The 21,039-nt window shown below is 62.4% G+C and carries 23 protein-coding genes; 15 read left to right on the forward strand and 8 right to left on the reverse strand.

The annotated features are described in order from the left end of the window. Positions 1–43: 43 nt before the first annotated feature. Both LQ231_RS03670 and LQ231_RS03675 read right to left on the reverse strand, forming a co-directional pair. Positions 44–1,141: a TRAP transporter substrate-binding protein gene (locus tag LQ231_RS03670; RefSeq protein WP_230170324.1), complete on the reverse strand. Its 1,098-nt coding sequence runs from the start codon at positions 1,139–1,141 to the stop codon at positions 44–46. Between the two features lie 151 nt (positions 1,142–1,292). Continuing rightward, entirely contained in the window at positions 1,293–1,769 is a 477-nt protein-coding gene (locus LQ231_RS03675) for a truncated hemoglobin (RefSeq protein WP_230170325.1), read from the reverse strand. A gap of 187 nt (positions 1,770–1,956) precedes the next feature. Between LQ231_RS03675 and mbfA the strand changes: the two genes are divergently transcribed. Both mbfA and LQ231_RS03685 read left to right on the forward strand, forming a co-directional pair. After that, entirely contained in the window at positions 1,957–2,940 is a 984-nt protein-coding gene (gene mbfA / locus LQ231_RS03680) for an iron exporter MbfA (protein ID WP_230170326.1), read from the forward strand. 82 nt (positions 2,941–3,022) lie between these two features. Further along, positions 3,023–4,276, forward strand: a complete 1,254-nt coding sequence (locus LQ231_RS03685) for an MFS transporter (protein ID WP_230170327.1) — start codon at positions 3,023–3,025, stop codon at positions 4,274–4,276. Positions 4,277–4,285: 9 nt separating this feature from the next. On the opposite strand, the gene LQ231_RS03690 is transcribed toward LQ231_RS03685, so the two are convergent. Beyond that, positions 4,286–4,903 (reverse strand): transglutaminase-like cysteine peptidase, encoded by a 618-nt coding sequence (locus LQ231_RS03690; protein WP_230170328.1) that lies wholly within the window; start codon positions 4,901–4,903, stop codon positions 4,286–4,288. A gap of 162 nt (positions 4,904–5,065) precedes the next feature. Further along, on the reverse strand, positions 5,066–5,863 hold the full coding sequence (locus LQ231_RS03695; RefSeq protein WP_230170329.1) for an alpha/beta hydrolase: 798 nt from the start codon (positions 5,861–5,863) through the stop codon (positions 5,066–5,068). Between the two features lie 190 nt (positions 5,864–6,053). Here LQ231_RS03695 and infC point away from each other — a divergent pair, with 190 nt between their 5' ends. The 11 genes from infC (at position 6,054) to LQ231_RS03750 (ending at position 15,611) form a co-directional block, all read left to right on the forward strand. Next, positions 6,054–6,590 carry a translation initiation factor IF-3 gene (gene infC, locus LQ231_RS03700; RefSeq protein ID WP_081593159.1) on the forward strand — a complete coding sequence of 179 codons (537 nt, stop codon included), beginning with the start codon at positions 6,054–6,056 and terminating at the stop codon, positions 6,588–6,590. A gap of 198 nt (positions 6,591–6,788) precedes the next feature. Then, the gene (locus LQ231_RS03705; protein WP_230170330.1) at positions 6,789–7,352 is read left to right on the forward strand and encodes a hypothetical protein; all 564 of its coding nucleotides are present in this window, start codon (positions 6,789–6,791) and stop codon (positions 7,350–7,352) included. A 222-nt stretch (positions 7,353–7,574) separates the two neighbouring features. Further along, positions 7,575–8,078, forward strand: coding sequence for a hypothetical protein (locus LQ231_RS03710; RefSeq protein ID WP_230170331.1), 504 nt, complete (start codon positions 7,575–7,577; stop codon positions 8,076–8,078). A 3-nt stretch (positions 8,079–8,081) separates the two neighbouring features. After that, on the forward strand, positions 8,082–8,747 hold the full coding sequence (locus LQ231_RS03715; RefSeq protein ID WP_113139610.1) for a response regulator transcription factor: 666 nt from the start codon (positions 8,082–8,084) through the stop codon (positions 8,745–8,747). Beyond that, positions 8,744–10,072 carry a HAMP domain-containing sensor histidine kinase gene (locus LQ231_RS03720; protein WP_230170332.1) on the forward strand — a complete coding sequence of 443 codons (1,329 nt, stop codon included), beginning with the start codon at positions 8,744–8,746 and terminating at the stop codon, positions 10,070–10,072. Before LQ231_RS03715 ends, LQ231_RS03720 begins: the two co-directional genes overlap by 4 nt. 162 nt (positions 10,073–10,234) lie before the next feature. Beyond that, the gene (gene rpmI / locus LQ231_RS03725; RefSeq protein ID WP_025425550.1) at positions 10,235–10,438 is read left to right on the forward strand and encodes a 50S ribosomal protein L35; all 204 of its coding nucleotides are present in this window, start codon (positions 10,235–10,237) and stop codon (positions 10,436–10,438) included. A gap of 36 nt (positions 10,439–10,474) precedes the next feature. Then, positions 10,475–10,879, forward strand: a complete 405-nt coding sequence (rplT, locus tag LQ231_RS03730) for a 50S ribosomal protein L20 (protein ID WP_113139608.1) — start codon at positions 10,475–10,477, stop codon at positions 10,877–10,879. A gap of 125 nt (positions 10,880–11,004) precedes the next feature. Continuing rightward, a complete protein-coding gene (gene pheS, locus LQ231_RS03735) occupies positions 11,005–12,090 on the forward strand; it encodes a phenylalanine--tRNA ligase subunit alpha (protein ID WP_230170333.1) in 1,086 nt (361 codons plus the stop codon). A 111-nt stretch (positions 12,091–12,201) separates the two neighbouring features. Then, the gene (locus tag LQ231_RS03740) at positions 12,202–12,492 is read left to right on the forward strand and encodes a DUF2442 domain-containing protein (protein ID WP_230170334.1); all 291 of its coding nucleotides are present in this window, start codon (positions 12,202–12,204) and stop codon (positions 12,490–12,492) included. Beyond that, positions 12,489–14,912 carry a phenylalanine--tRNA ligase subunit beta gene (gene pheT / locus LQ231_RS03745; protein WP_230170335.1) on the forward strand — a complete coding sequence of 808 codons (2,424 nt, stop codon included), beginning with the start codon at positions 12,489–12,491 and terminating at the stop codon, positions 14,910–14,912. Before LQ231_RS03740 ends, pheT begins: the two co-directional genes overlap by 4 nt. Positions 14,913–15,002: 90 nt before the next feature. Then, positions 15,003–15,611, forward strand: coding sequence for a flavin reductase family protein (locus LQ231_RS03750; protein WP_230170336.1), 609 nt, complete (start codon positions 15,003–15,005; stop codon positions 15,609–15,611). A gap of 20 nt (positions 15,612–15,631) precedes the next feature. Here the strand turns inward: LQ231_RS03750 and LQ231_RS03755 are convergent, their stop codons facing one another. Next, positions 15,632–16,555, reverse strand: a complete 924-nt coding sequence (locus tag LQ231_RS03755) for a DMT family transporter (protein WP_230170337.1) — start codon at positions 16,553–16,555, stop codon at positions 15,632–15,634. A 281-nt stretch (positions 16,556–16,836) separates the two neighbouring features. Between LQ231_RS03755 and LQ231_RS03760 the strand changes: the two genes are divergently transcribed. Then, positions 16,837–17,586, forward strand: a complete 750-nt coding sequence (locus LQ231_RS03760) for an AraC family transcriptional regulator (protein ID WP_230173238.1) — start codon at positions 16,837–16,839, stop codon at positions 17,584–17,586. Positions 17,587–17,622: 36 nt separating this feature from the next. Here LQ231_RS03760 and LQ231_RS03765 read toward each other — a convergent pair whose 3' ends face one another. Continuing rightward, the gene (locus LQ231_RS03765; protein ID WP_230170338.1) at positions 17,623–18,621 is read right to left on the reverse strand and encodes an aldo/keto reductase; all 999 of its coding nucleotides are present in this window, start codon (positions 18,619–18,621) and stop codon (positions 17,623–17,625) included. 119 nt (positions 18,622–18,740) lie between these two features. On the opposite strand from LQ231_RS03765, the gene LQ231_RS03770 reads away from it, so the two are divergent. Beyond that, positions 18,741–19,631, forward strand: a complete 891-nt coding sequence (locus tag LQ231_RS03770) for a LysR family transcriptional regulator (RefSeq protein ID WP_230170339.1) — start codon at positions 18,741–18,743, stop codon at positions 19,629–19,631. Here the strand turns inward: LQ231_RS03770 and LQ231_RS03775 are convergent, their stop codons facing one another. Together LQ231_RS03775 and LQ231_RS03780 are read right to left on the reverse strand one after the other, a co-directional pair. Further along, on the reverse strand, positions 19,632–20,078 hold the full coding sequence (locus tag LQ231_RS03775; RefSeq protein WP_230170340.1) for a GNAT family N-acetyltransferase: 447 nt from the start codon (positions 20,076–20,078) through the stop codon (positions 19,632–19,634). Positions 20,079–20,080: 2 nt separating this feature from the next. Continuing rightward, a complete protein-coding gene (locus LQ231_RS03780) occupies positions 20,081–21,031 on the reverse strand; it encodes an aldo/keto reductase (protein ID WP_230170341.1) in 951 nt (316 codons plus the stop codon). Positions 21,032–21,039: the final 8 nt, after the last annotated feature.

Consider the following 21,039-nt stretch of genomic DNA (forward strand, 5'->3'; position numbering starts at 1 on the left):
GCTTTGGGCGGGCCGTCGCAAGCGTCAATACGGCAGTCGGGGCCTAGAGATTGCCCTGGCGCTGCTGGATCATCTGATAGGTGTCGAAGCTGTAGTCGGCGATCTGAGCCCAGAGATAGGCATCCAGCTTGAACGCCTGCTGGCTGTCGAACAGCTTCTTGAAGTTCTCGTTCTTGGCGCTGATCTCGGCATAGGTCTCCTTGGCTGCTGCGTGGCAGACATCGAGGATTTCCGAGGAGAAGGCGCGCAGCTGGGTGCCATTGGCAACGAGTTCGCGAAGCGCTTTGGCATTCGATGCGTCGTAGCGGGCGAGCATGCGGGCGTTGGCGGCAGCGCAGGCATCGGTGAGGATGCTCTGGTAGCTTTCCGGCAGTTCCTTGAACTTGTCGAGGTTGAAGAAGGCATGCACGGTCGGGCCGCCTTCCCACCATGCGGGATAGTAGTAATAAGGCGCGACCTTGTAGAAGCCGAGCTTCAGGTCGTCATAGGGACCGACGAATTCGGTGGCATCGATCGTGCCCTTTTCGAGCGCCGGATAGACATCCGAGCCGGCGATCTGCTGCGGCGTGACGCCGACCTTGGCCATCACATCGCCGGCGAGGCCGGCGATGCGCATCTTCAGACCCTTGAGGTCGTCGATGGTCTTGATTTCCTTGCGATACCAGCCACCCATCTGGGCGCCGGTATTGCCGGCCGGCAGCGCGTAGAGCTTGTGGCCGGCGAGGAATTCGTTGAGCAGGGCATTGCCGCCGCCCGCCGTGAACCAGGCATTGGTCATGCGTGCATTGAGGCCGAATGGAATGGCGGTGCCGAGCGCAAAGGCCGGATCCTTGCCGATATAGTAATAGCAGCAGGTATGGGCCATCTCGACCGTGCCGGCGGTCACTGCGTCGGCCGCCTGCAGCGGCGGGACGATCTCGCCGGCCGCAAACACCTGGATCTGGAACTTGCCGTCGGTGGCCTTCGATACGCTTTCGGCAATATCGGTGGCGGCGCCAAAGATGATGTCGAGGCTTTTGGGGAAGGACGAGGTCATGCGCCAGGTAATCGTTGGATTTTCCTGGGCGATGGCCGGAGCGGCGAGCGCGGCTGCGCCCATGCCGGCAACGCCGGCCTGCGTGATGAATTGACGGCGGTTCATTGATCTCTTGCCTTGAATGTTTCGATAGCCCCCAGCTCCCGGCTGCGGTCTAAAGGTGCGTGACTTTGGGTGCAAGCCAAAAGCCGAATAATATTGTCCGAAAGGTGACCATAATATCCCGCTTCTTGCGTAAATTGCCGTTTTTGCGCAATCAGTTGGCAGGCGGCTGCGGCTGACGGTTCGGATCATCCAGCGCCGGATTGTAGAACAACGACAGCACCAGGCTTCTTGCAATGCGTTCCGCACTGTTGATGAACCAGTCGCCTGCCGCAGGCGATGCGCCGATATCGCGCAGCGTCAGGGCAAACAGGTGCAGCCACTGACCGAACAACTCTTCCGCCATGCCTTCGACGCCGTGATGTGCCTGGACCGGCTTGCCGCCATAGGCGCCGGTCTTGAAGGCGATCGAGGACCAGAAGGACTTCATCTTGACCATGTGCTCCGGCCAACGTCCGGACAGGCGGGCCTCAAAAACGGGCCCGAGATTGGGATGTTGCTGGATGCGGCCGTAGAACGTGTCGACAAGCCGGTCGATGAACGCCTGGTCGACACCCATACGCGTCATCTCGGCTTCCGCCCGCGCAATGATATCGGCCCGATTTGCGGCGCGGCCGCTCAATTCCGTCATGCCTGATCTCCTTGTCCGCGCCTGCAGTCAACAGTCCATGCGGCGCTCCGTAAGCGCCGTCTGCCCGGCGTCTTGCCGCCTCTGTTTCACCGATCTTGGGGCTTTGGTCAAACCGGCGCCCCTGCGACTTGACCTCGCAGGGGCGCCGCGCTAATTATTTAGAATAATTCTAAAAAGGATAGCGGTGATGAAATTCTCTGCCTTCGCATCGGCCAAGCGGCCCTTCGACAGCCTGAGCGAGCAGGAGATCCTCGGCCTGGCGATTTCGTCCGAAGAAGACGATGCGCGGATCTATCTGGCCTATGCCGACCAGTTGCGCGCCGATTTTCCGCAATCGGCCAAGGTCTTCGAGGATATGGCCGAGGTCGAGCACAGTCATCGCAACATGCTGATCGCCATGCATCGCGAGCGCTTTGGCGAACGCATTCCGCTGATCCGCCGGGAACATGTCCGTGGTTTCTACGATCGAAAGCCGGATTGGCTGCGCAAGAGCCAGACGCTGGCGCAGATCCGTGCCGAAGCGGAACGCATGGAGGAGGGGGCAGCCCGTTTCTACCATACCGCCATGCAGCGCACATCGGATGCCGGGATCCGCAAGCTGCTCGGCGATCTGGCGCTGGCGGAACAAGGTCATGAAGAGACTGCCGCCATGCTGGAGGAAAAACATGTCTCCGGCGATGCAAAGGTCGACGAGGACGATACGGTGCGCCGTCAGTTCATCCTGACCTATGTCCAGCCGGGCCTGGCCGGGCTGATGGACGGCTCGGTCTCGACCTTGGCGCCGATCTTTGCCGCAGCCTTTGCCACCGGCGACACCTGGCAGACTTTCCTGGTCGGCCTGTCCGCCTCGGTCGGCGCCGGCATCTCGATGGGCTTCACCGAAGCCGCGCACGATGACGGCAAGCTGTCTGGCCGTGGCTCGCCGATCAAGCGCGGCCTCGCGTCAGGCATCATGACGACGCTGGGCGGCCTTGGTCATGCGCTGCCCTATCTCATTCCGCATTTCTGGACGGCGACGGTCACGGCGGCAGTGGTGGTGTTCTTCGAGCTCTGGGCGATTGCCTTCATCCAGAACCGCTATATGGAAACACCGTTCTGGCGGGCCGCCATGCAGGTCGTGCTCGGTGGTTCACTGGTGCTGGCAGCCGGTGTGCTGATCGGGCATGGATAAGGCCCAAGGTTGATGTGGAGGTTGACGTCGGGGCCGCCAGGTTGTCATCTGGCTGCCATCCAACTGAACTAACCGGGTTCGCATGAAACTGTCTCCCGCGACCATCGGTCTGGGCGTCTCCATGACCATCGGTTACGGGACGCTCTACTACTCATTTTCCGTTCTGGCGCCGGAGATTGCCGGCGAATTCGGCTGGGACGAAAGTTTTGTCTTTGCCATTTTTTCGCTGGGTCTGCTGGCCGGTGCCGTATCGGCCCCGATCGTCGGTCGCCAGATCGACCGCTTCGGCGCGCGGCTGGTGATGAGCCTCGGTTCGCTGCTGGCCGCGCTGTCGCTGGTGCTGCTCGCCCAGATGCAGAACGCCTGGCAGTTTGCCGCGATCGCGCTGGCTGCCGAATTCGTCGCGATCGCCGTGCAGTATGACGCAGGCTTTGCCGCCTTGGCCCAGCGATATGGCCGGCAGGCGCGCGCCGAAATCACCCTGGTGACGTTGATTGCCGGTTTTGCCTCGACGATCTTCTGGCCGCTGTTGCAATGGCTCCTGACATGGATGAGCTGGCGCGATGTCTATCTCGTGCTGGCCGCGATGAACCTTTTGATCGCCTTGCCGATCCATCTCGCGATGCCGAAGGGTGTTCAGGGCGGTATAAGGATGGTCGGGCCGAAGCGGCTTCCGGAAAATACTCACGAGACGAAGACCGTCAGTCCGGATATGGGCCAACGGCCGGCGGATCGGTCGGCGGCCACGGACCGGCGGCCGATGGTCTTGATGGCGATCAGCTTTGCCGGTGGCGGTTTTGTCATGTCGGCGATCGGTGCTGCCCTGCTGGTCCTGCTCGGCGATCTCGGCTTTGCCGCCGGCACGGCCACCTTTGCCGCAAGTTTCATCGGCCCGTCGCAGGTCGGGGCCCGGCTGGTCGAATATGTCCGCCGCAGCCTTTTTTCGCCACCACTGACGGCGATCATCGCCGCCGTTGCAATCACGCTTGCCATGGTGCTTTTGTGTCTCACCGTGGTCGAGCCCTGGCCGATCGCCATTTTTGCCTTTGCCGTTGTCTACGGGATCGGACAGGGACTGACCTCGATCGTGCGCGGCATGCTGCCGCTGCACTATTTCGGTCCCGACGGCTACGGCCGTCGCACCGGCGCTCTTTCCGGCATCCGCATGGTATTGTCGGCTGCAGCGCCGTTTTCGATCATATGGCTGAATGAAAGACTGGGCCCGGCCGCAGCGCTCGGCTGTCTTGTGCTTGTTGCGACCATCTCGACCGTCGCCATGCTGGCGCTGGTCAGATCAAAGCCGGGTGCCGAAACGGAGCGGTTGCAAAGCCGCTAGGGCCACTGCTTAGCGCAGCGCGCCAACCAGGACGTCTGCACTGCCATTTTCGATCGTGACCCAGCGGCCGGTGTCGTAGCTCGCCTGGCGCTTCAGGTAGGTGTAGCGCGTTTCGCTCCACAGCTTCACCTGGTCATTGAGGTTGTCGAGGATGAAATCGCCCGACTGGGTGCGCACGGTCAGAACGGCATGACCTTCGCCGTCCGGCTTGCGGACAACGGTGATCAACAGGTCGGCGGCCGAAAACCCGGCAGACATCAGCTTGCGGCGCTTCAACAGGACGAAATCCTCGCAATCGCCGACATCGGTCGGGTAGACCCAGACTTCGTCGCGGCCGTAGATTTCGAGGTCGGTCATCGGTGTGATCGAATGATTGACCGTGGCATTGATCTCGCTGATGACGCTCCAGCCATGATCGGTGACCTTGGGCACGGAGGCCGGACGGCTGCGCACGGCGCATTCCGCGGGATTGGCCTTGCAGAATTCGTAGTGACCGATCGGCTGCGAGGTGACGCTGCCGGTGATCATGGAATTGAGGGGCTTCGGCGCGCCATAGCCGAAATCAGCCGGTGCCATAACCGCCACCGCGATGAGCAGCGCCTTGATGGCGCGCGAACCGTTCATCATGAAACTGTCCCCTGTATCGTTAACGAAAAGTTAAGATTTTCAGGGGGTGTGAGTCAATCGCGCCGGCGGGCAAGCCGACGCAATTCCGTGAGTATGGTTAAAATGCGACACATCTAACCAGGATGGGGGCCGAAGGTTCCGGAAAATTATCGAGATCAATCGTCAGATCATGGCGGCAATTGCTGCCTTCATCCGCGCAATATCCTCTGGCCGCGACAGGCGGTGGTCGCCATCGCGCACGAGGGTCAGGACGACATCGTCTGCCGGCAGGAATTCCATCAGCTTCAGCGCATGCTTGTACGGCACGTCCGGATCCTTCATGCCCTGCAGGATATGCACCGGGCAGCCGGTCTCGATCATCCCGGTCAGGACGCGGTTTGACCGACCGTCCTCGATCAGGGCGCGGGTGAAGATATTCGGCTCGGGGCTGTATTCGGACGGTTCCTCGAAATAGCCGCGCTCGGCCAGCGATTGTTTTTCCGCCTCCGACAGATGCGGCTCGATCAGGTCGACGGTGAAATCGGGCGCCGGCGCGATCAGCACCAAGCCGGCAACCTCGAAGGGCAGGCCGAGACGGCGGGCTTCCTGGATGACCCTGAGCGCAATCCAGCCGCCCATCGATGAGCCAACCAGGATCACCCGTTTGGCGGCAGACGCCGAAATCACCGCCAGCGCCTCTTCCGTCCAGCGCGAGATCGTACCCTGGCGAAATTCGCCGCCCGACAGGCCGTGCCCGGAATAGTCGAAGCGGATTGCCTGAAGTCCGTGTTCGGCGGCGAACATGTCCATCTCAATTGCCTTGGTGCCGGCCATGTCGGACCGATAGCCGCCGAGCCAGACCAATGCTGGCTTTTCGACAGGGCTTGTGGCGGGCCGAAGGATGGTCGCGATCTCGCGTTCGTCGCCTGTGGGACCAACCGAGATGGCTTTTTCGACGAGTGTGTTGGAGATTTCGGACATGGAGCGGCTCCTTTTTGCTGATTTGCTGTAAAACACATTCAGGAAGTGACGGACAACAGGTGATTTTCTGTCCGGACCATGGTATTGACACTGCCGCTGTATTCGCCACATAGGCCTTCGGCGCGCATCGCGTCGCCAGACTTTGTCTAGACTTTGCAGTGCACGGAAATAATTCAAGGAGAATACGACCATCCGCAGACCGTTCAAAACCGATGCCCCCGTAAAGGATGGGCCGCGCTCCAATCGAGAAATTCGCGTTCCTAAAGTCCAGTTGATTGATGACGAGGGCCAGAACCTCGGCGTCGTGGCGACGGATCAAGCGCTTCGAATGGCGGAAGAGGCCGGACTGGATCTGGTCGAGATTTCCCCGAATGCGGAGCCTCCGGTCTGCAAGATCCTCGATCTCGGCAAGCTGAAATATGCCAACCAGAAGAAGGCAGCTGAAGCGCGCAAGAAGCAGAAGATCGTTGAGGTCAAGGAAATCAAGATGCGCCCCAACATCGACACCCATGACTATGAGGTGAAGATGAAGGCCATGAACCGATTCTTTGAAGAGGGCGACAAGGTCAAGGTGACCCTGAAGTTCCGCGGCCGTGAAATGGCCCACCAGGAACTCGGCATGAAGCTTCTGCTTCAGGTCAAGGAAGACACCGTGGCGATTGCCAAGGTCGAAGCCGAGCCGAAGCTCGAAGGCCGCCAGATGATGATGGTTCTGGCCCCGAAGTGATTGCCTGAACACAAAACGCCGAAATCAGCCGCCCACCGGGCGGCTTTTTTCATGGCCGCTGTTTCGGCAGCCGGCCCGGCCGGCCAGAAGTCGCCCCTTTTCTGACAGCTTGCTGACAAGCCGTGCGGGCATCCTGTCAGGCGCCGTGATGCACACTGCAGTCATCCAAACGATGGATGTGCAACACGGAGAATAACAATGACCTGTCTTTTGCGTAGAGCCCTGCTGGTATCCAGCACCGCCATCGTCGCCTTGACGATCCTGCCCGTACTCGGCGCCGTGCTTCCTTCGCCCTATGCCTCGATGATCGTCTCGGTCGCCGAAGCCCGCGGTGGCGATGATGATGGCTCCGATGATAGCGGCCGGGATGGGTCCGACGACAGCAGTTCCAGCCGTGGCGGCAGCGACCGCGACAGCGATGACGATCGTGATGATGACCGCAGCGGTCGCCGTGGTGGCGATGACGACAGTCGCGATGATGATCGTGACGACGATCATGGCCGTCATCACAGCAGCGACGACAATGACGACAGGGACGATGACGACAGCGCCGACCGGGGCCGTGGTCGGGGCCGCGATGATGTGCGCCTCGTCGTCAGTGACGCCCAGCTCAATGGCCTTCGCAATGGCACGATGATGGCCGTCGACCAGAATGGCAACCGCCTGCGCTACGAGGTCGAGCTGGAACACGGCCAAACCGAGATCAAGCTTCGCGCGCCCAAGGGCACGCTCACCAAGGTGACGGTCATCCCCGCCAGTTGACCGGCATCGAAACGCGCGAAGCCCATCCGCCCGGGCAACCCCTTTCGCCGTTTCGCCCCGCCCGGCGCCCCCGGGCGGGGAACCCGTTTTTGCTGGTGGCAACACCGGCCGACACGCGCTAGGCTCAAGCAGTCGCGGTCCTGGATCCAGGCTTGTCCTGCATCCGGCTCAATCCTGCATTCAAGCCAGCGCCAAAAGAGCAAGGAAATCTCCAGAAAGCCCATGGATCGTCGCGCATTCCTTCACCTCCTGCTGACCCTGCCCACGGGTTTGGCCGTGCTGGCACGGACCGACCCCGCTTGGGCTGATGACGACAGCGACAGCGATAGCGGCAGTGACAGCAGTGGACGCGGGTCAGGCGGCAGCGACGATTCCGACAATGACTCCGGCGACGATTCGGACAATTCAGGACATGGCAACAGCGATGACAGGGATGACGACAGCGACGACGATGACGACAATTCCGGCAGCGGCTCGAAGGGCCGCAATCGTGATGCCGATCATGTCCGGGCCCGCGATGCGGTCCGCCAGGGGCGCATCCTGTCGCTGCGCCAGATCCTCGACAAGGTCGACGAGATGAAGGCGGGACGGGTGATATCGGTCGATCTCAACCTCGAGGCCCGCACGCCTTATTATGCCCTCAAGGTCGAGAGTGCCAAGGGCAGCGTGCGCAGCCTGAGGCTGAATGCCGAGACGGGCCGCAAGCTCTCGGCATTTGGGTGGTGATGCATGCGTCTCCTGCTCGCCGAAGATGATCTGGGCATTGCCGAACACACGCGCACCAAGCTGGAGGCCGAAGGTTTCATCGTCGAGCACCTGACCAGCGGACCCGAGGTGTGGGCCGAAGGCGAGACGGGAGACTACAACGCCATCATTCTCGATCTCGGCCTGCCGGGCATGGATGGCCTGTCCATTCTCAAGCGCTGGCGCGCGGCTGGTCTCGACACCCCGATCCTGGTGCTGACGGCGCGCGGTTCATGGATGGAGCGGGTTGACGGCTTCGATGCCGGTGCCGACGACTATCTGCCCAAGCCGTTTCGCAGCGAGGAACTGATCGCGCGGCTGCGCGCCCTGTTGCGTCGCGCCGGCGGCCGGCCGAAATCGGTGGTGACGGCCGGCCGGTTCGTACTCGACGACCTGGCCCGGCGGGTGACCTATGACGGACAGGCGCTGGAATTGACGCCGCTGGAATTTCGCCTTCTGGCCCTGATGATCGCCGAGCCGGGCCGCGTCTTCGATCCTTTGCAGATCGCCCGCCATGTACAGGGCCGCGACGATGACCAGGCCAAGAATGCCGTCGAGGCGATGATCGCCCGCATTCGCCGCAAGACCGATGCCGATGCGATCGAGACACGCCGTGGTTTTGGTTATGTGCTGCTGGATGACAAGCCATGATGCAGTCGCTGCGGCTTCGTCTCGTCATCGGAGCCATGGTGGCCGTGGTCCTCATCCTGTTGCTGGTCGGCTTCGGCCTCAGCCGCATTTTTTCCGACTATGTCGCCGAACGGTATCGCACCGACATGGCCGCGGTGATCGACCAGTTGGCCGCGGGCCTTGAGTTGAAAAACGCCAAGGCCGTACTGGTGCGAAAGCCGGCTGATCCGCGTTTCGACCTGCCGGGCAGCGGGCTGTATTGGCAGATCGTCTCGGAGCGCGGCGAGGTCTTCCGCTCGCGCTCGCTCTGGGACCTGGAAATACCGGTCGCAGCGCTTGTTCCCGGTGATTATGGCTTCAGCGCCACCGAAGGGCCGGACGGTGCCGAACTTTTGGTCCATAGCCGCCGCATTCTGGTGGAGGAGCCGGACGGCTCGCGCAATTTCACCCTGCTGGCAGCCTTCGATCGCTCGGTGATGGACGATGCCCTGCTCGATTATCACAGCGCCATCGCCTTCATGCTGGCGCTGACGGCGGCGGTGCTGGTCGCGGCGGCCTTCCTGCAGATCGGCATTGGCCTGGCGCCGCTCGCCAGCCTTCAGTCCGATGTCGCGCTGGTGCGCTCCGGCTTGAGCCGGGCGGTGAAGGAAGGCGGGCCGCGGGAGCTTCGTCCTCTTGTCGGCGAACTCAATCATCTGCTGCGCGAGCGTGAAACGGCGATCGAGCGGGCGCGCGCAAGGGCGAGCGACCTGGCCCATGGCCTGAAGACACCGCTCACCGTGCTTTTGCAACTGGCCGACAATTTGGCCGGAGCCCAGCGTGATCTCGCCCGCCAGCAGATCGACCTGATCCGCCAGCGCGCCGACCGGCAATTGCAGTCGGCACGGCTCGGCGTCGAGCAGATGGCGGTCACCGAACTGGCGGCGCTGGTCGGCAAGCTGGTGTCGGTGCTGAAACCGGTGACGGAGCATCGCGGGATCGACTGGCGCATTGAAGTCGATGAGGCCCTGACCGTCGACATGGACCCCGCGGACCTGGCCGAGGCGCTCGGCAATGTGCTGGACAATGCCACGCGGTTTGCCGCAACCGTCATCCAGGTGACCGGTCGCATCGAGGACGAACATCTGCTGATCGATGTCGAGGATGACGGCGAGGGTGTTGTCGAGGAAGCGCTGTCGGGCATTGCCGGGCGTGGCGTGCATCTCGACGACAAGGATCCCGGCTCCGGCCTCGGCCTGGCGATTTCGCAGGATGTGCTGGAGGCTTATGGCGGATCCATGCGCTTCAGCCGGTCATCGATGGGGGGTCTGAAGGTGTCGCTGGGCGTCCCACACAACGGCGGATGACACGGCTTTTGAAGATTCCTGCCCGCCCCCGTTGCGCTTTTTTGGTCCTGCGGTTATAAGCCCCCGTCCGAACGGTCCGGCAGGGCATGCCGTGGCCGTTCTTTATGCTTGAAAACGGGCATTCGTCTGCCTGTTTCGATACAAGAACAATGGAGTAGCAAAATGCCCAAGATGAAGACGAAGTCCTCCGCCAAAAAGCGGTTCAAGATCACGGCAACCGGCAAGGTCCGTGCAGCAGCTGCTGGCAAGCGCCACGGCATGATCAAGCGGTCCAACAAGTTCATTCGTGACGCACGCGGCACGATGGTTCTGGCTGAACCAGATGGCAAGAAGGTCATCAAGAACTACCTGCCAAACGGTCTCTGAGACCCGGCACTTTTGGATCAATAAGGAGATCATGACATGGCACGCGTAAAACGTGGCGTAACTTCCCGCGCCAAGCACAACAAAGTATTCAAGGCAGCCAAGGGCTTCTACGGCCGCCGCAAGAACACCATCCGCGCCGCCAAGGCTGCCGTGGATCGTTCGAAGGCATTCGCCTACCGCGACCGCAAGGTCAACAAGCGCAACTTCCGCGCTCTGTGGATCCAGCGTATCAACGCGGCTGTGCGCGAATTCGGCTTGACGTATGGCCGCTTCATCGACGGCCTGAACAAGGCTGGCATCGAAGTCGACCGCAAGGTCCTGTCCGACATGGCCATCCATGAGCCGGCAGCCTTCGCGAAGCTCGTTGACGTTTCGAAGAAGTCGCTCGCCTACCTCAAGGAAGCCGGCACGACCAACGAGTTTGAAAGCGCGGTCAAGTAAGCCAGCGCTTCCCGACTGAATTTCAAGTATTGGGAAACCCGCGCTGGGACTGCTGGCGCGGGTTTTTCTTTGACCGTTAGGCCGTGACGGTATCACGGCGCGACATGAAGGGCAGGAAACGGAAAATGTCCGATCTCGACAGTTTGAAGACCCAGCTTCTCGCCGATATCGCCGCCGCCGCGGATGAACCGGCGATCGAGGCGGTGCGCGTGGCGGCCATGGGCAAGAAGGGTTCGGTTTCCGAACTGCTGAAGACGCTCGGTGCCATGACGCCGGAAGAGCGCCAGACCCGGGGCGCGGCGATCAACGCGCTGAAGAATGAAGTCACCGAACAACTGACCGCCCGCAAAGCCGATCTCAAGGATGCCGCGATCAATGCGCGCCTGAAGGCCGAGACGCTGGACGTGTCGCTGCCGGTGCGCTCCTCGCCTGCCGAACGCGGCCGGATCCACCCGATCAGCCAGATCGTCGACGAGATCACCGCGATCTTCGCCGACATGGGTTTCTCGATCGCCGAAGGTCCGGATATCGAGACCGACTACTACAACTTCACCGCGCTGAATTTCCCCGAAGGTCATCCGGCCCGCGAAATGCACGACACCTTCTTCCTCCAGCCCGACGAGAACGGCGAGCGCAAGGTGCTGCGCACCCATACCTCGCCGGTGCAGATCCGCACCATGGAGGCGCAGAAGCCGCCGATCCGCATCGTCATTCCGGGCAAGACCTATCGCCAGGACTCGGACGCCACCCATTCGCCGATGTTCCACCAGGTCGAGGGCCTGGTGATCGACAAGACGGCCAATGTCGCCAACATGCGCTGGATCCTCGAAGAGTTCTGCAAGACCTTCTTCGAGGTCGACAATGTCGTGATGCGCTTCCGCCCGTCCTTCTTCCCGTTCACCGAACCGTCCTTCGAGGTCGATATCCAGTGCGACCGCTCAAGCGGGCCGATCGTCAAGTTCGGCGAAGGCACCGACTGGATGGAAATCCTCGGTTGCGGCATGGTGCATCCGAACGTGCTGCGATCAGGCGGTCTCGATCCGGACGAATACCAGGGCTTTGCCTGGGGCATGGGCCTCGACCGCATCGCCATGCTGAAATACGGCATGCCGGACCTGCGCGACTTCTTCAACGCCGACGTCCGCTGGATGAGCCACTACGGCTTCCGTCCGCTCGACGTGCCGACGCTGTTTGGCGGCCTGAGCAACTGAGCAGGCTGAGCAACTGAGCGGCAAGAATTGATGACCGCCCCCGGCTGGGGGTGGGACGGACAGGCGGGGCGAAAGCCTCCCCGTCCGGTGAGAATTGAAGGCGAATGAGACGTGATTGAGCATCTTGATAACATGCGGCCGGTCGATGCGCTTTGCGGCGACGACCTGCTGCATGTGGAACTGACGGACGGTCGTATCGTCAGTGTTCCGGTCTGGTGGTATCCGCAGCTTCAGGACGCGATGCCGGTGGAACGCAACAACATAGACTTCATGCCGAAAAGCATGCACTGGCCCGACATCGAACTCGATATCTCGGTCATCAGCCTGCTTCTCGGCGAAAAGGCGCCAGGCGCGCGATCGCCGGACGTTTCGGACAAGATTCAGGTGGAAACGAGACAATGAAATTCACACTCTCCTGGCTGAAAGATCATCTCGATACCGACGCGAGCCTCGACCAGATCTGCGAACGCTTGACGGCGATCGGGCTCGAAGTCGAGCATGTCGATGACAAGGCGGCCTACAAGCCTTTCATCATCGCCAGGATCCTGACGGCGGAAAAGCACCCGGAAGCCGACCGGCTGAAGGTGTTGACGGTCGATGCCGGTGACGGCAAGCCGGTGCAGATCGTCTGTGGTGCGCCGAATGCGCGCGCCGGCATGGTCGGTGCGCTTGCCCGTCCGGGCACCTATGTGCCGGGCATCGACGTGACGCTCGCCGTCGGCACGATCCGCGGCGTCGAAAGCCATGGCATGATGTGCTCCGAAAAGGAGCTCAACATGTCCGACAATCACGACGGCATCATCGACCTGCCCGAGGATGCGCCGGTTGGCACGTCCTTCGCCTCCTATGCCGGGCTGGATGATCCGGTCATCGAGATCAATCTGACGCCGAACCGTCCGGACTGCACATCGATCTTCGGCATTGCCCGTGATCTGGCTGCCTCCGGCCTCGGCACGCTGAAGCAGCCGAAGGCGCCGAGTTTCGCCGTCGAGGGCGACACGCCGCACGAGGTCAAGATCGTGCTTGACGACGAACGCCTCTGCCCGGGCTTTGCCTATCGGCTGGTGCGCGGCGTCAAGAACGGCCCGAGCCCGAAATGGATGCAGGCCCGTCTGCTCGCCATCGGCCTTCGCCCGATCTCCGCGCTGGTCGATGTCACCAACTACATGACCTTCGACCAGGGTCGTCCGATGCATGTCTTCGACGCCGACAAGGTCAAGGGTGTGCTGACCGTACGTCGCGCCCAGGTTGGCGAGGAAGTGCTGGCGCTTGACACACGCACCTACAAGCTCAATCCGGCCAATGTGGTGATCGCCGATGACAATGGCGTCGAATCGATCGGCGGCATCATGGGTGGCGAACATTCGGGTTGCGACGAGAACACCACCAATGTGCTGATCGAATCGGCGCTCTGGGATCCGATCAACATCGCCAAGACCGGCCGTGGCCATGGCATCATCACTGATGCCCGCTACCGTTTCGAGCGCGGCGTCGATCCGGAATACATGGTTCCCGGTCTCGAGCGCACCACCGAACTGGTGCTCGACATGTGCGGCGGCACGGCGGCGGCGGCAAAGGTAGCCGGCTACAAGGGCCATCAAAAGAAGGTTGTCGAGTTCCCGTTTGCGGAGGTCAAGCGCCTGACCGGCCTGAACGTATCCAATGACGAAGCCCGCGCCATCCTGACCGGCCTCGGTTTCGAGGTCTCCGGCTCCGGTGAACGCGTCTCGGTTTCGGTCCCGTCCTGGCGTCCGGATGTCGACGGCAAGGCCGATCTGGTCGAAGAAGTCATGCGCATGTTCGGTGTCGACAACATCAAGCCGGAACCGCTGCCGTCGATGGGTGCGGTCAATGGCAAGATCCTGACGACGCTGCAGATCCGCACCCGCACCGCCAAGCGCGCGCTGGCCGCACGCGGCATGATGGAAGCGGTCACCTGGTCGTTCATTTCGGCGGAACATGCCAAGCTGTTCGGTGGCGGCAAGCCGTCGCTGAAGCTGGTCAACCCGATCGCGGCCGACATGTCGGACATGCGGCCTTCGCTGCTGCCCGGCCTACTGACGGCGGCCCAGCGCAATGCCGACCGCGGTTTTGGCGATGTGGCGATCTTTGAAGTGTCCGGCACCTATGAGGCAGATACGCCGGACGGCCAGCGTCGCGTCGCCGGCGGTATCCGCCGCGGCACGGCCTCGCTCGCCGGCGCCGGCCGGTCCTGGTCGAATGCCACCAAGGGCGGCGGCAAGCCGGTCGACGTCTATGACGCCAAGGCCGATGCGCTGGCGGTTCTGGAAGCCTGCGGCCTGCCGATGGGCAATGTCCAGATCGAGCAGGGCGGACCGGAATGGTACCATCCCGGCCGTTCCGGCACGATCAAGGCTGGCCCCAAGGTGATCCTCGGCTATTTCGGTGAATTCCATCCGAAGACGCTGGAAGCGCTCGATGTATCGGGCGCGCTCTGCGGCTTCGAGGTCTTTGTCGATGCCTTGCCGGAACCGAAGAAGAAGGCGACCCGCACAAAGCCGGCGCTGGAGCTTTCGCCCTTCCAGATGGTCAAGCGCGACTTCGCCTTTGTCGTCGAGAAATCGGTCGAGGCGGGTGCGATCATCAAGGCCGCCACCAGCGCCGACCGCAAGCTGATCACCGGCGTCAATGTCTTCGATGTCTTCGAAGGCGCGTCCGTTGGCGAGGGCAAGAAGTCGGTGGCCATCGAAGTGCTGATCCAGCCATCCGACAAGACCCTGACGGATGAGGATTTCGATGCGCTGACGAAGAAGATCGTCGGCAATGTCGAAAAAACCACGGGCGGCAGTCTGCGCGCCTGATCCCACGGTTCATCCAGGGGCGGCTTTGCCGCCCTTGTTCATTTGGGGCGACTGTCCGATGGATCGCGGACGCTGGGAACGGGGAAGTGCATGTCTGCAGGTTTCGATTTCACCACGCTGTCGGCGCGCGACAAGTACAAGCTTATGATCGGCACGATCATCCCGCGGCCGATCGCGCTGGTGACGACGGTGGACACGGAAGGCCGCATCAACGCGGCTCCGTTCAGCTTCTTCAATTGCCTGTCGGCCGACCCGCCGATCCTTGCGCTTGGCGTCGAAAACAATCCCGACATGTCGTTCAAGCATACCGGCGAGAACATCCGCATGACGGAAGTGTTTACCGTCAACATCGTCTCGTTCGCCATTGCCGAGGCCATGCATGCCTGTGCTGCGAAACATCCGCGCGGCGTCAATGAACTGGAACAGGCGGGGCTGACCGCCATGCCCGGCACAAACGTCGCCTCACCGTGGATCAAGGAAGCGCCGGCTGCCTTCGAATGCCGTCGCCATGTCAGTCTCGAACTCGGCAAGTCGCGGCAGATCATCCTGGGCGAAATCCTGTTTGCCCACTATCAGGACGGCCTCGTCGATGATCGCCTGCATGTCGATCCGGCCGGCATCGATGCCATCGCAAGGCTTGGCGGCGATACCTGCTCGACGATCCGAGACCGCTTCGAAATGCTGACCCCGAAGTTGTAAGGGCGCTCTGTCGCCTGCGTTCAGCGCAAAGGGGCGCCGGCCGCGGCCGGGTTTGCAACCGGGACCGTCGGCCGCGCTGCAGGCCTGGCAAAGATCACCACATTGCCGGCAAGCGTCAGCGCGAGGCCGAGAACCCCGAGCAGGGTCCAGTGATAACCCTCGTAGAGCGTCGACAGCGACAGCGCGACGACCGGGAAGAGCACGGTGGTATAGGCGGCCCTGGATGAGCCGATGCGTGCGACTAGCATCAGATAGGTGGTGAAACCGACCACCGAGCCGATTGCCGCGAGATAGAGCATGGCGAGCAGGTAGCGGCTATCGGGCGGTGCAATCACTGGCGTGCCGGTTACGGCAATCAGGAGCAAAAGCACGATCGCGCCGTAAGTCATCCCCCAGGCATTGGCGGTGGCGGGCTGGATGCCGGCGGCGCTGTTGCGGCGGGAGACCATGTTGCCGAGCGAGAAGAACAGCGTGCCGAGCGCCGACAGGCCGACGCCCTTCCAGGTGTCGACATCGAAATGCACGAGGATATCCGGCCCGAACAGCAGCAGGAGACCGGAAGCGCCCAATGCCGCCGCAACCAGCGTGCGGCCGGTGATTTGATCGCCGAAGAACAGACGGGCATTGATGGCGTTATAGATCGTCGCCAGCGAGAAGATCACCGAGATCAGCCCCGACGGCACATAGCTTGCGGCATTGTAGAAGCAGATGAAGTTGCAGCTGAACAGGCAGAGCGCCTGGGCCAGGATGAAGGGTTGATGTTTCAGGGTGGGAACCTTGAGCCTGCCCATCACGGCCAGCACCACGATGAAAATCAGCGCGGCGGTGGCGAAGCGGTAGAACACCGACACCAGCACCGGCACAGGCCCGACCTGCATTGCAATGGCGATCCAGGTCGTGCCCCAGATGATGACGGTTGAAATGAACAGGATGATATTGGTCATGCGGCCCTCACTGTGATGGCGCATCAGATAGCGCTGGCCCTGCGTGGGTTCTTGCAGAATCTTGCGGTGAAGTGCGGCCGCGCTGCCATGTCCCGGAGTTGGCGGATGGCGCGGGCTGGAGATTGCGCTAAGGTGAAAGCCTGTTTCCAGGGTCGTTCATGCTGCTCGAGCACCAGTCCATCTTCAGCTTCCTCTCCGCCTCGCCGCGTGCGCAGGCGGTGAGTACACTTGCGCTTGGTTCCGGCTGTGCGGCGGCGATCTGGCGCAATGCGGATGACCGGATGAGTTATGAGCGGCCGGATGGCCACACATTCAGTCTCTATCTGCAAGGAGGCGCCGGCACCCGCCGGCTCGACGGCGCCGCGCTGAATGGCTGGCCGGGCGCGCTCTGTATCATGCCGCAGGGCGCCTCGTCGGAATGGGAAATCACCGATGCCTTCGAGTTCGTCCATCTCTATGTGCCGGACGAAGAGCTGCGACGGGCCTTTACCGAGACTTTCGACCGCGACTGCCGGCTGATGGTGATGCCCGAGGCGACCTTCGACCATGCCCCGGCGCTGGCCCAGGCGCTGAGCCGGGTGGCGGACGCCACGCAGGCGGGCGACAGGCTGCTTGCCGACGAGGCGATGTCGGCGGCCTTCGCCAGCCTGTTTGTCGATCCACGCTATGGCGGTGCGCGCCCGCTCGCCATCAAGAGCGGCCTCTCACCCGCCGTTCGCCGGCGGATCACCGACTATATCGAGGCGCATCTCGACCAGCACATCAGCTTGGCTGACCTCGCTGCGATTGCCGGCCTCAGCGAATTCCACCTGCAGCGCATGTTCCGGGCGAGCTGCGGCGTCTCGCCCCATGGCTGGGTTCAGCATCGGCGGCTTGCCCGCGCCAAGGCGCTGCTGGCGGACGCTGATCCGATTGCCCAGATCGCGTCCGCCTGCGGTTTCAGCAGCCAGAGCCACATGACGCGGGTGTTCAAGACGATGACCGGCACGACGCCATCAGCCTACCGACAAAGCGTCGCCGACAGCGCCTGACGGATACGCCTGACTACTTCGCCTGACGGCTTCGCGCTATTTGTTCGCCATCTGCGCCATGCGCTCGGGATAACGGGCACCCGCCACCTTGGTTGGCGACAGAAGATCGCCAAGTGCTGCGACGTCTTCTGGCGACAGCACGATATCGGCGGCCGCGACATTCTTCTCCAGATTGGCGATCTTGGTGGTGCCGGGGATCGGCACGATGAAATCGCCCTGCGCCAGCACCCAGGCAAGCGCCAGCTGGCCGGGCCTAACACCCTTGTCGGCGGCCATCTGTTCCAGCGCCGTGATCAGTGCCAGATTGGCGTCGAAATTCTCCTGGCTGAAGCGCGGCAGCGACAGGCGGAAGTCGTTGGCGGCCATGCCGTCGAGCGACTTCAGCGCGCCGGTCAGCACGCCGCGGCCGAGCGGCGAAAACGGCACGAAGCCGATGCCGAGTTCGCGGCAGGTGTCGAGCACGCCATTTTCCTCCGGATCGCGGGTCCACAGCGAATATTCGCTCTGGATGGCGGCGATCGGATGGGTCGCATGCGCCCGGCGTAGCGTCGCGGCACTCGCCTCCGACAGGCCAAGCGCCCTGACCTTGCCCTCGCGCACCAGATCGGCCATCGCCCCGACCGTGTCTTCGATCGGCACGTTTGGATCGACGCGGTGCTGGTAGAAAAGGTCGATGACCTCGACGCCCAGCCGCTTCAGCGAGGCTTCGGCGACCGCCTTGACATGTTCGGGTCGCGAATCCGTGCCGCCGGCGCTGGCATCATTGGGGTTCTCGGCATTGATCCTGAAGCCGAACTTGGTGGCGATCTGGATCTGGTCGCGATAGGGCCTCAAGCCCTTCCCGACCAGAATCTCGTTGTTGAACGGTCCGTAGATCTCGGCCGTGTCGAACAGCGTCACGCCGAGCTCGACCGCGCGTGCCAGCGTCGCCAGCGATCCGGCTTCGTCACCGGTCTGGGTATAGCCATGCGTCATGCCCATACAGCCGAGGCCGAGGGCGGAAACGGAGAGGGAGCCGAGCTGTCTTGTTTTCATGGTGTTTGGCCTTTCGCGGAAGAGCGCGCCGGAAGCGCTGATGATAGTCCCAGAATACCACCAGGATTGAATAGGATAATGGCTGTAAATTTGCGCAGCTTGTTCTATCAGATAGAGCAATGAACAGGATCCAGCTTTCGCAACTGGCGGTGCTCGCCACCGTCGCCGAGACCCGCAGCTTCCGCAAGGCGGCCGCAGAGCTTGCCATTGCGCCCTCGGCGGTCAGCCATGCGGTGGCTTCGCTGGAGGCGAGCCTCGGTGTGCGCCTGCTCGCCCGCACCACCCGCAGCGTCGCACCGACGGAGGAAGGCAGGCGGCTGCTGGAGACGCTGGCACCGGCGCTTGCCGATATCGATACGGCGCTGGCGGCCCTGGCTGAGGATAGAGGCGAGCCGGCCGGGCCGTTGCGCCTCACCATGCCGATGCTGGCCGCAGAAGACCTGATCGCGCCGCGACTGGGGGCGTTCCTGAGGGCCTATCCGCGGATCGAACTCGACATCGTCACCAATGACCGCTTCGAGGACATTGTTGCCGAAGGGTTCGATGCGGGTCTGAGGCTCGGCGAACATCTGGAAGCCGACATGATCGCGGTCAAGGCGAGCGGGCCGCAGCGCGGCGTGATCGTCGGATCGCCCGCCTATATCGCCGAACACGGCGTGCCGCTGACGCCGCAGGACCTGATCCGACATCGCTGCATCCGCCGCCGCTTCAGCAGCGGGCGGATCTATCGCTGGGAACTGGAACAGAATGGCAAGGATCTGGCCGTCGACGTCTCCGGTCCCTTGATCGTGTCCGACCAGCGGCTGTCCCGCATCGCGGCCCTCGATGGTGTCGGCCTGGCTTTCCTGTTCGATGAGCGGGTGGACCGGGATATCCGCGAAGGGCGGCTTGTGCCGGTCTTGACCGACTGGTCGCCACCCTTCGACGGTTTCTACATCTACTACACCTCGCGCCGCCAGATGCGCCCGGCGCTAAGGGCTTTCGTCGACTTCTTCCGCTATTCGCGCTGATCAGCCGAGTTTCAGTCGATAGCGCACATGCCCATCTTCCTTCGCATAGCTGTCATAGAGTGTCCGGGCCGTCGCGTTGTCGTGGTTGGTATGCCAGTAGAGCCGCGACCACCCCTTGGTTTTGGCAAGCGCGATCAGGTCGTCGATCAGCGCGCGGCCGATGCCCTGGCCGCGAAAGCGGGCGTCGAGGAACAGGTCTTCCAGATAACAGTCCGGTGTCTTGACCCAGGTGCTGTCGTGGAAATGGTGGATGGCAAAGCCGGCCAGCTCCCCATCGACCTCGGCGACACGCATGCTAACGCGCGAGGCTGGATCGAGGATACGGGCCCAGGTGTGGTCGGTGATCTCGGGGTCAAGATCGACATTGTAGAAGGTCAGGTAGCCGGCCCAGAGCTTGCGCCATGCGGCCTCGTCGGCCGCAGTCGCATCGCGAATGACAAGGGTCATGGTCAGGCACCCGCCGCGTTGAGCAGCGCCATCTGCTGATCCGAGAGCTGGAGCTTTCCGGCGGCGATCAGGCTGTCGAGCTGGCGAAGGCTGGTGGCTGACGCGATCGGTGCGGTGATGCCGGGACGGGCGGCGACCCAGGCAATGGCGATGGTTGCCGGCGTGGCTCCGGTCTCGGCAGCGATCTTGTCGAGTGCGGCGAGGATCTTCAGGCCCTTGTCGTTCAGGTAGTTGCCGACCCGGTAGGAACGGGCGACACCTTCGGTGTCTTCCGGCTTGCGGTATTTGCCAGTGAGGAAGCCGGCGGCGAGCGCATAATAGCTGATCACGCCGATATCTTCAGAAATGCACAGATCGGCAAGTGGTCCCTCGAAACGGTCGCGGGTGTAGAGATTGTATTCCGGCTGCACCACGTCGAAGCGCGGCAGGCTGTTTTTCGCAGAGGTATCGAGCGCTGCCTGCAACTGGCTGCCATCATAGTTGGAGCAGCCGATGGCGCGCACCTTGCCGGCCTTGATCAGCGTGCCGAAGGCTTCCAGCGTTTCCTCGATCGGGGTCTTTTCATCCGGCTTGTGGGCCAGATAGAGATCGACATAGTCGGTCTGCAGGCGCTTCAGCGATGCTTCGACCGCGTCGGCGATCCAGGTCTTGCCAAGGCCGGTCTCGCGGCCATTGTTGTCGAAGCCGACCTTGGTGACGATGATCGCCTTGTCGCGGGACATGCCGCTGCGTTTCAGCCATTTGCCGATAATCGTTTCGCTTTCGCCGCCGACATGGCCATCGACCCAGGCGGAATAGACATCGGCCGTGTCGATCGTGTTGTAGCCGGCGTCGAAGAAGGCATCGAGCAGCGCGAACGAGGTCGCCTCGTCGGCCGTCCAGCCGAAGACATTGCCGCCGAAGACGACGGGCGCGATGGAAAGACCGGTGCGGCCGAGGGCGCGCTTCTGCATGGCATGAT

This window comes from Rhizobium sp. CECT 9324, assembly GCF_918741265.1.
Taxonomy (GTDB): Bacteria; Pseudomonadota; Alphaproteobacteria; order Rhizobiales; family Rhizobiaceae; genus Allorhizobium.

Excerpts from the sequence above, each read along its gene's own strand:
- LQ231_RS03670 (WP_230170324.1), bottom strand. The coding sequence starts at position 1,141 with ATGAACCGCCGTCAATTCATCACGCAGGCCGGCGTTGCCGGCATGGGC.
- LQ231_RS03675 (WP_230170325.1), bottom strand. The coding sequence starts at position 1,769 with ATGACGGAATTGAGCGGCCGCGCCGCAAATCGGGCCGATATCATTGCG.
- mbfA (WP_230170326.1), top strand. The coding sequence starts at position 1,957 with ATGAAATTCTCTGCCTTCGCATCGGCCAAGCGGCCCTTCGACAGCCTG.
- LQ231_RS03685 (WP_230170327.1), top strand. The coding sequence starts at position 3,023 with ATGAAACTGTCTCCCGCGACCATCGGTCTGGGCGTCTCCATGACCATC.
- LQ231_RS03690 (WP_230170328.1), bottom strand. The coding sequence starts at position 4,903 with ATGATGAACGGTTCGCGCGCCATCAAGGCGCTGCTCATCGCGGTGGCG.
- LQ231_RS03695 (WP_230170329.1), bottom strand. The coding sequence starts at position 5,863 with ATGTCCGAAATCTCCAACACACTCGTCGAAAAAGCCATCTCGGTTGGT.
- LQ231_RS03705 (WP_230170330.1), top strand. The coding sequence starts at position 6,789 with ATGACCTGTCTTTTGCGTAGAGCCCTGCTGGTATCCAGCACCGCCATC.
- LQ231_RS03710 (WP_230170331.1), top strand. The coding sequence starts at position 7,575 with ATGGATCGTCGCGCATTCCTTCACCTCCTGCTGACCCTGCCCACGGGT.
- LQ231_RS03715 (WP_113139610.1), top strand. The coding sequence starts at position 8,082 with ATGCGTCTCCTGCTCGCCGAAGATGATCTGGGCATTGCCGAACACACG.
- LQ231_RS03720 (WP_230170332.1), top strand. The coding sequence starts at position 8,744 with ATGATGCAGTCGCTGCGGCTTCGTCTCGTCATCGGAGCCATGGTGGCC.
- rpmI (WP_025425550.1), top strand. The coding sequence starts at position 10,235 with ATGCCCAAGATGAAGACGAAGTCCTCCGCCAAAAAGCGGTTCAAGATC.
- rplT (WP_113139608.1), top strand. The coding sequence starts at position 10,475 with ATGGCACGCGTAAAACGTGGCGTAACTTCCCGCGCCAAGCACAACAAA.
- pheS (WP_230170333.1), top strand. The coding sequence starts at position 11,005 with ATGTCCGATCTCGACAGTTTGAAGACCCAGCTTCTCGCCGATATCGCC.
- pheT (WP_230170335.1), top strand. The coding sequence starts at position 12,489 with ATGAAATTCACACTCTCCTGGCTGAAAGATCATCTCGATACCGACGCG.
- LQ231_RS03750 (WP_230170336.1), top strand. The coding sequence starts at position 15,003 with ATGTCTGCAGGTTTCGATTTCACCACGCTGTCGGCGCGCGACAAGTAC.
- LQ231_RS03755 (WP_230170337.1), bottom strand. The coding sequence starts at position 16,555 with ATGACCAATATCATCCTGTTCATTTCAACCGTCATCATCTGGGGCACG.
- LQ231_RS03760 (WP_230173238.1), top strand. The coding sequence starts at position 16,837 with ATGAGTTATGAGCGGCCGGATGGCCACACATTCAGTCTCTATCTGCAA.
- LQ231_RS03765 (WP_230170338.1), bottom strand. The coding sequence starts at position 18,621 with ATGAAAACAAGACAGCTCGGCTCCCTCTCCGTTTCCGCCCTCGGCCTC.
- LQ231_RS03770 (WP_230170339.1), top strand. The coding sequence starts at position 18,741 with ATGAACAGGATCCAGCTTTCGCAACTGGCGGTGCTCGCCACCGTCGCC.
- LQ231_RS03775 (WP_230170340.1), bottom strand. The coding sequence starts at position 20,078 with ATGACCCTTGTCATTCGCGATGCGACTGCGGCCGACGAGGCCGCATGG.
- LQ231_RS03780 (WP_230170341.1), bottom strand. The coding sequence starts at position 21,031 with ATGCAGAAGCGCGCCCTCGGCCGCACCGGTCTTTCCATCGCGCCCGTC.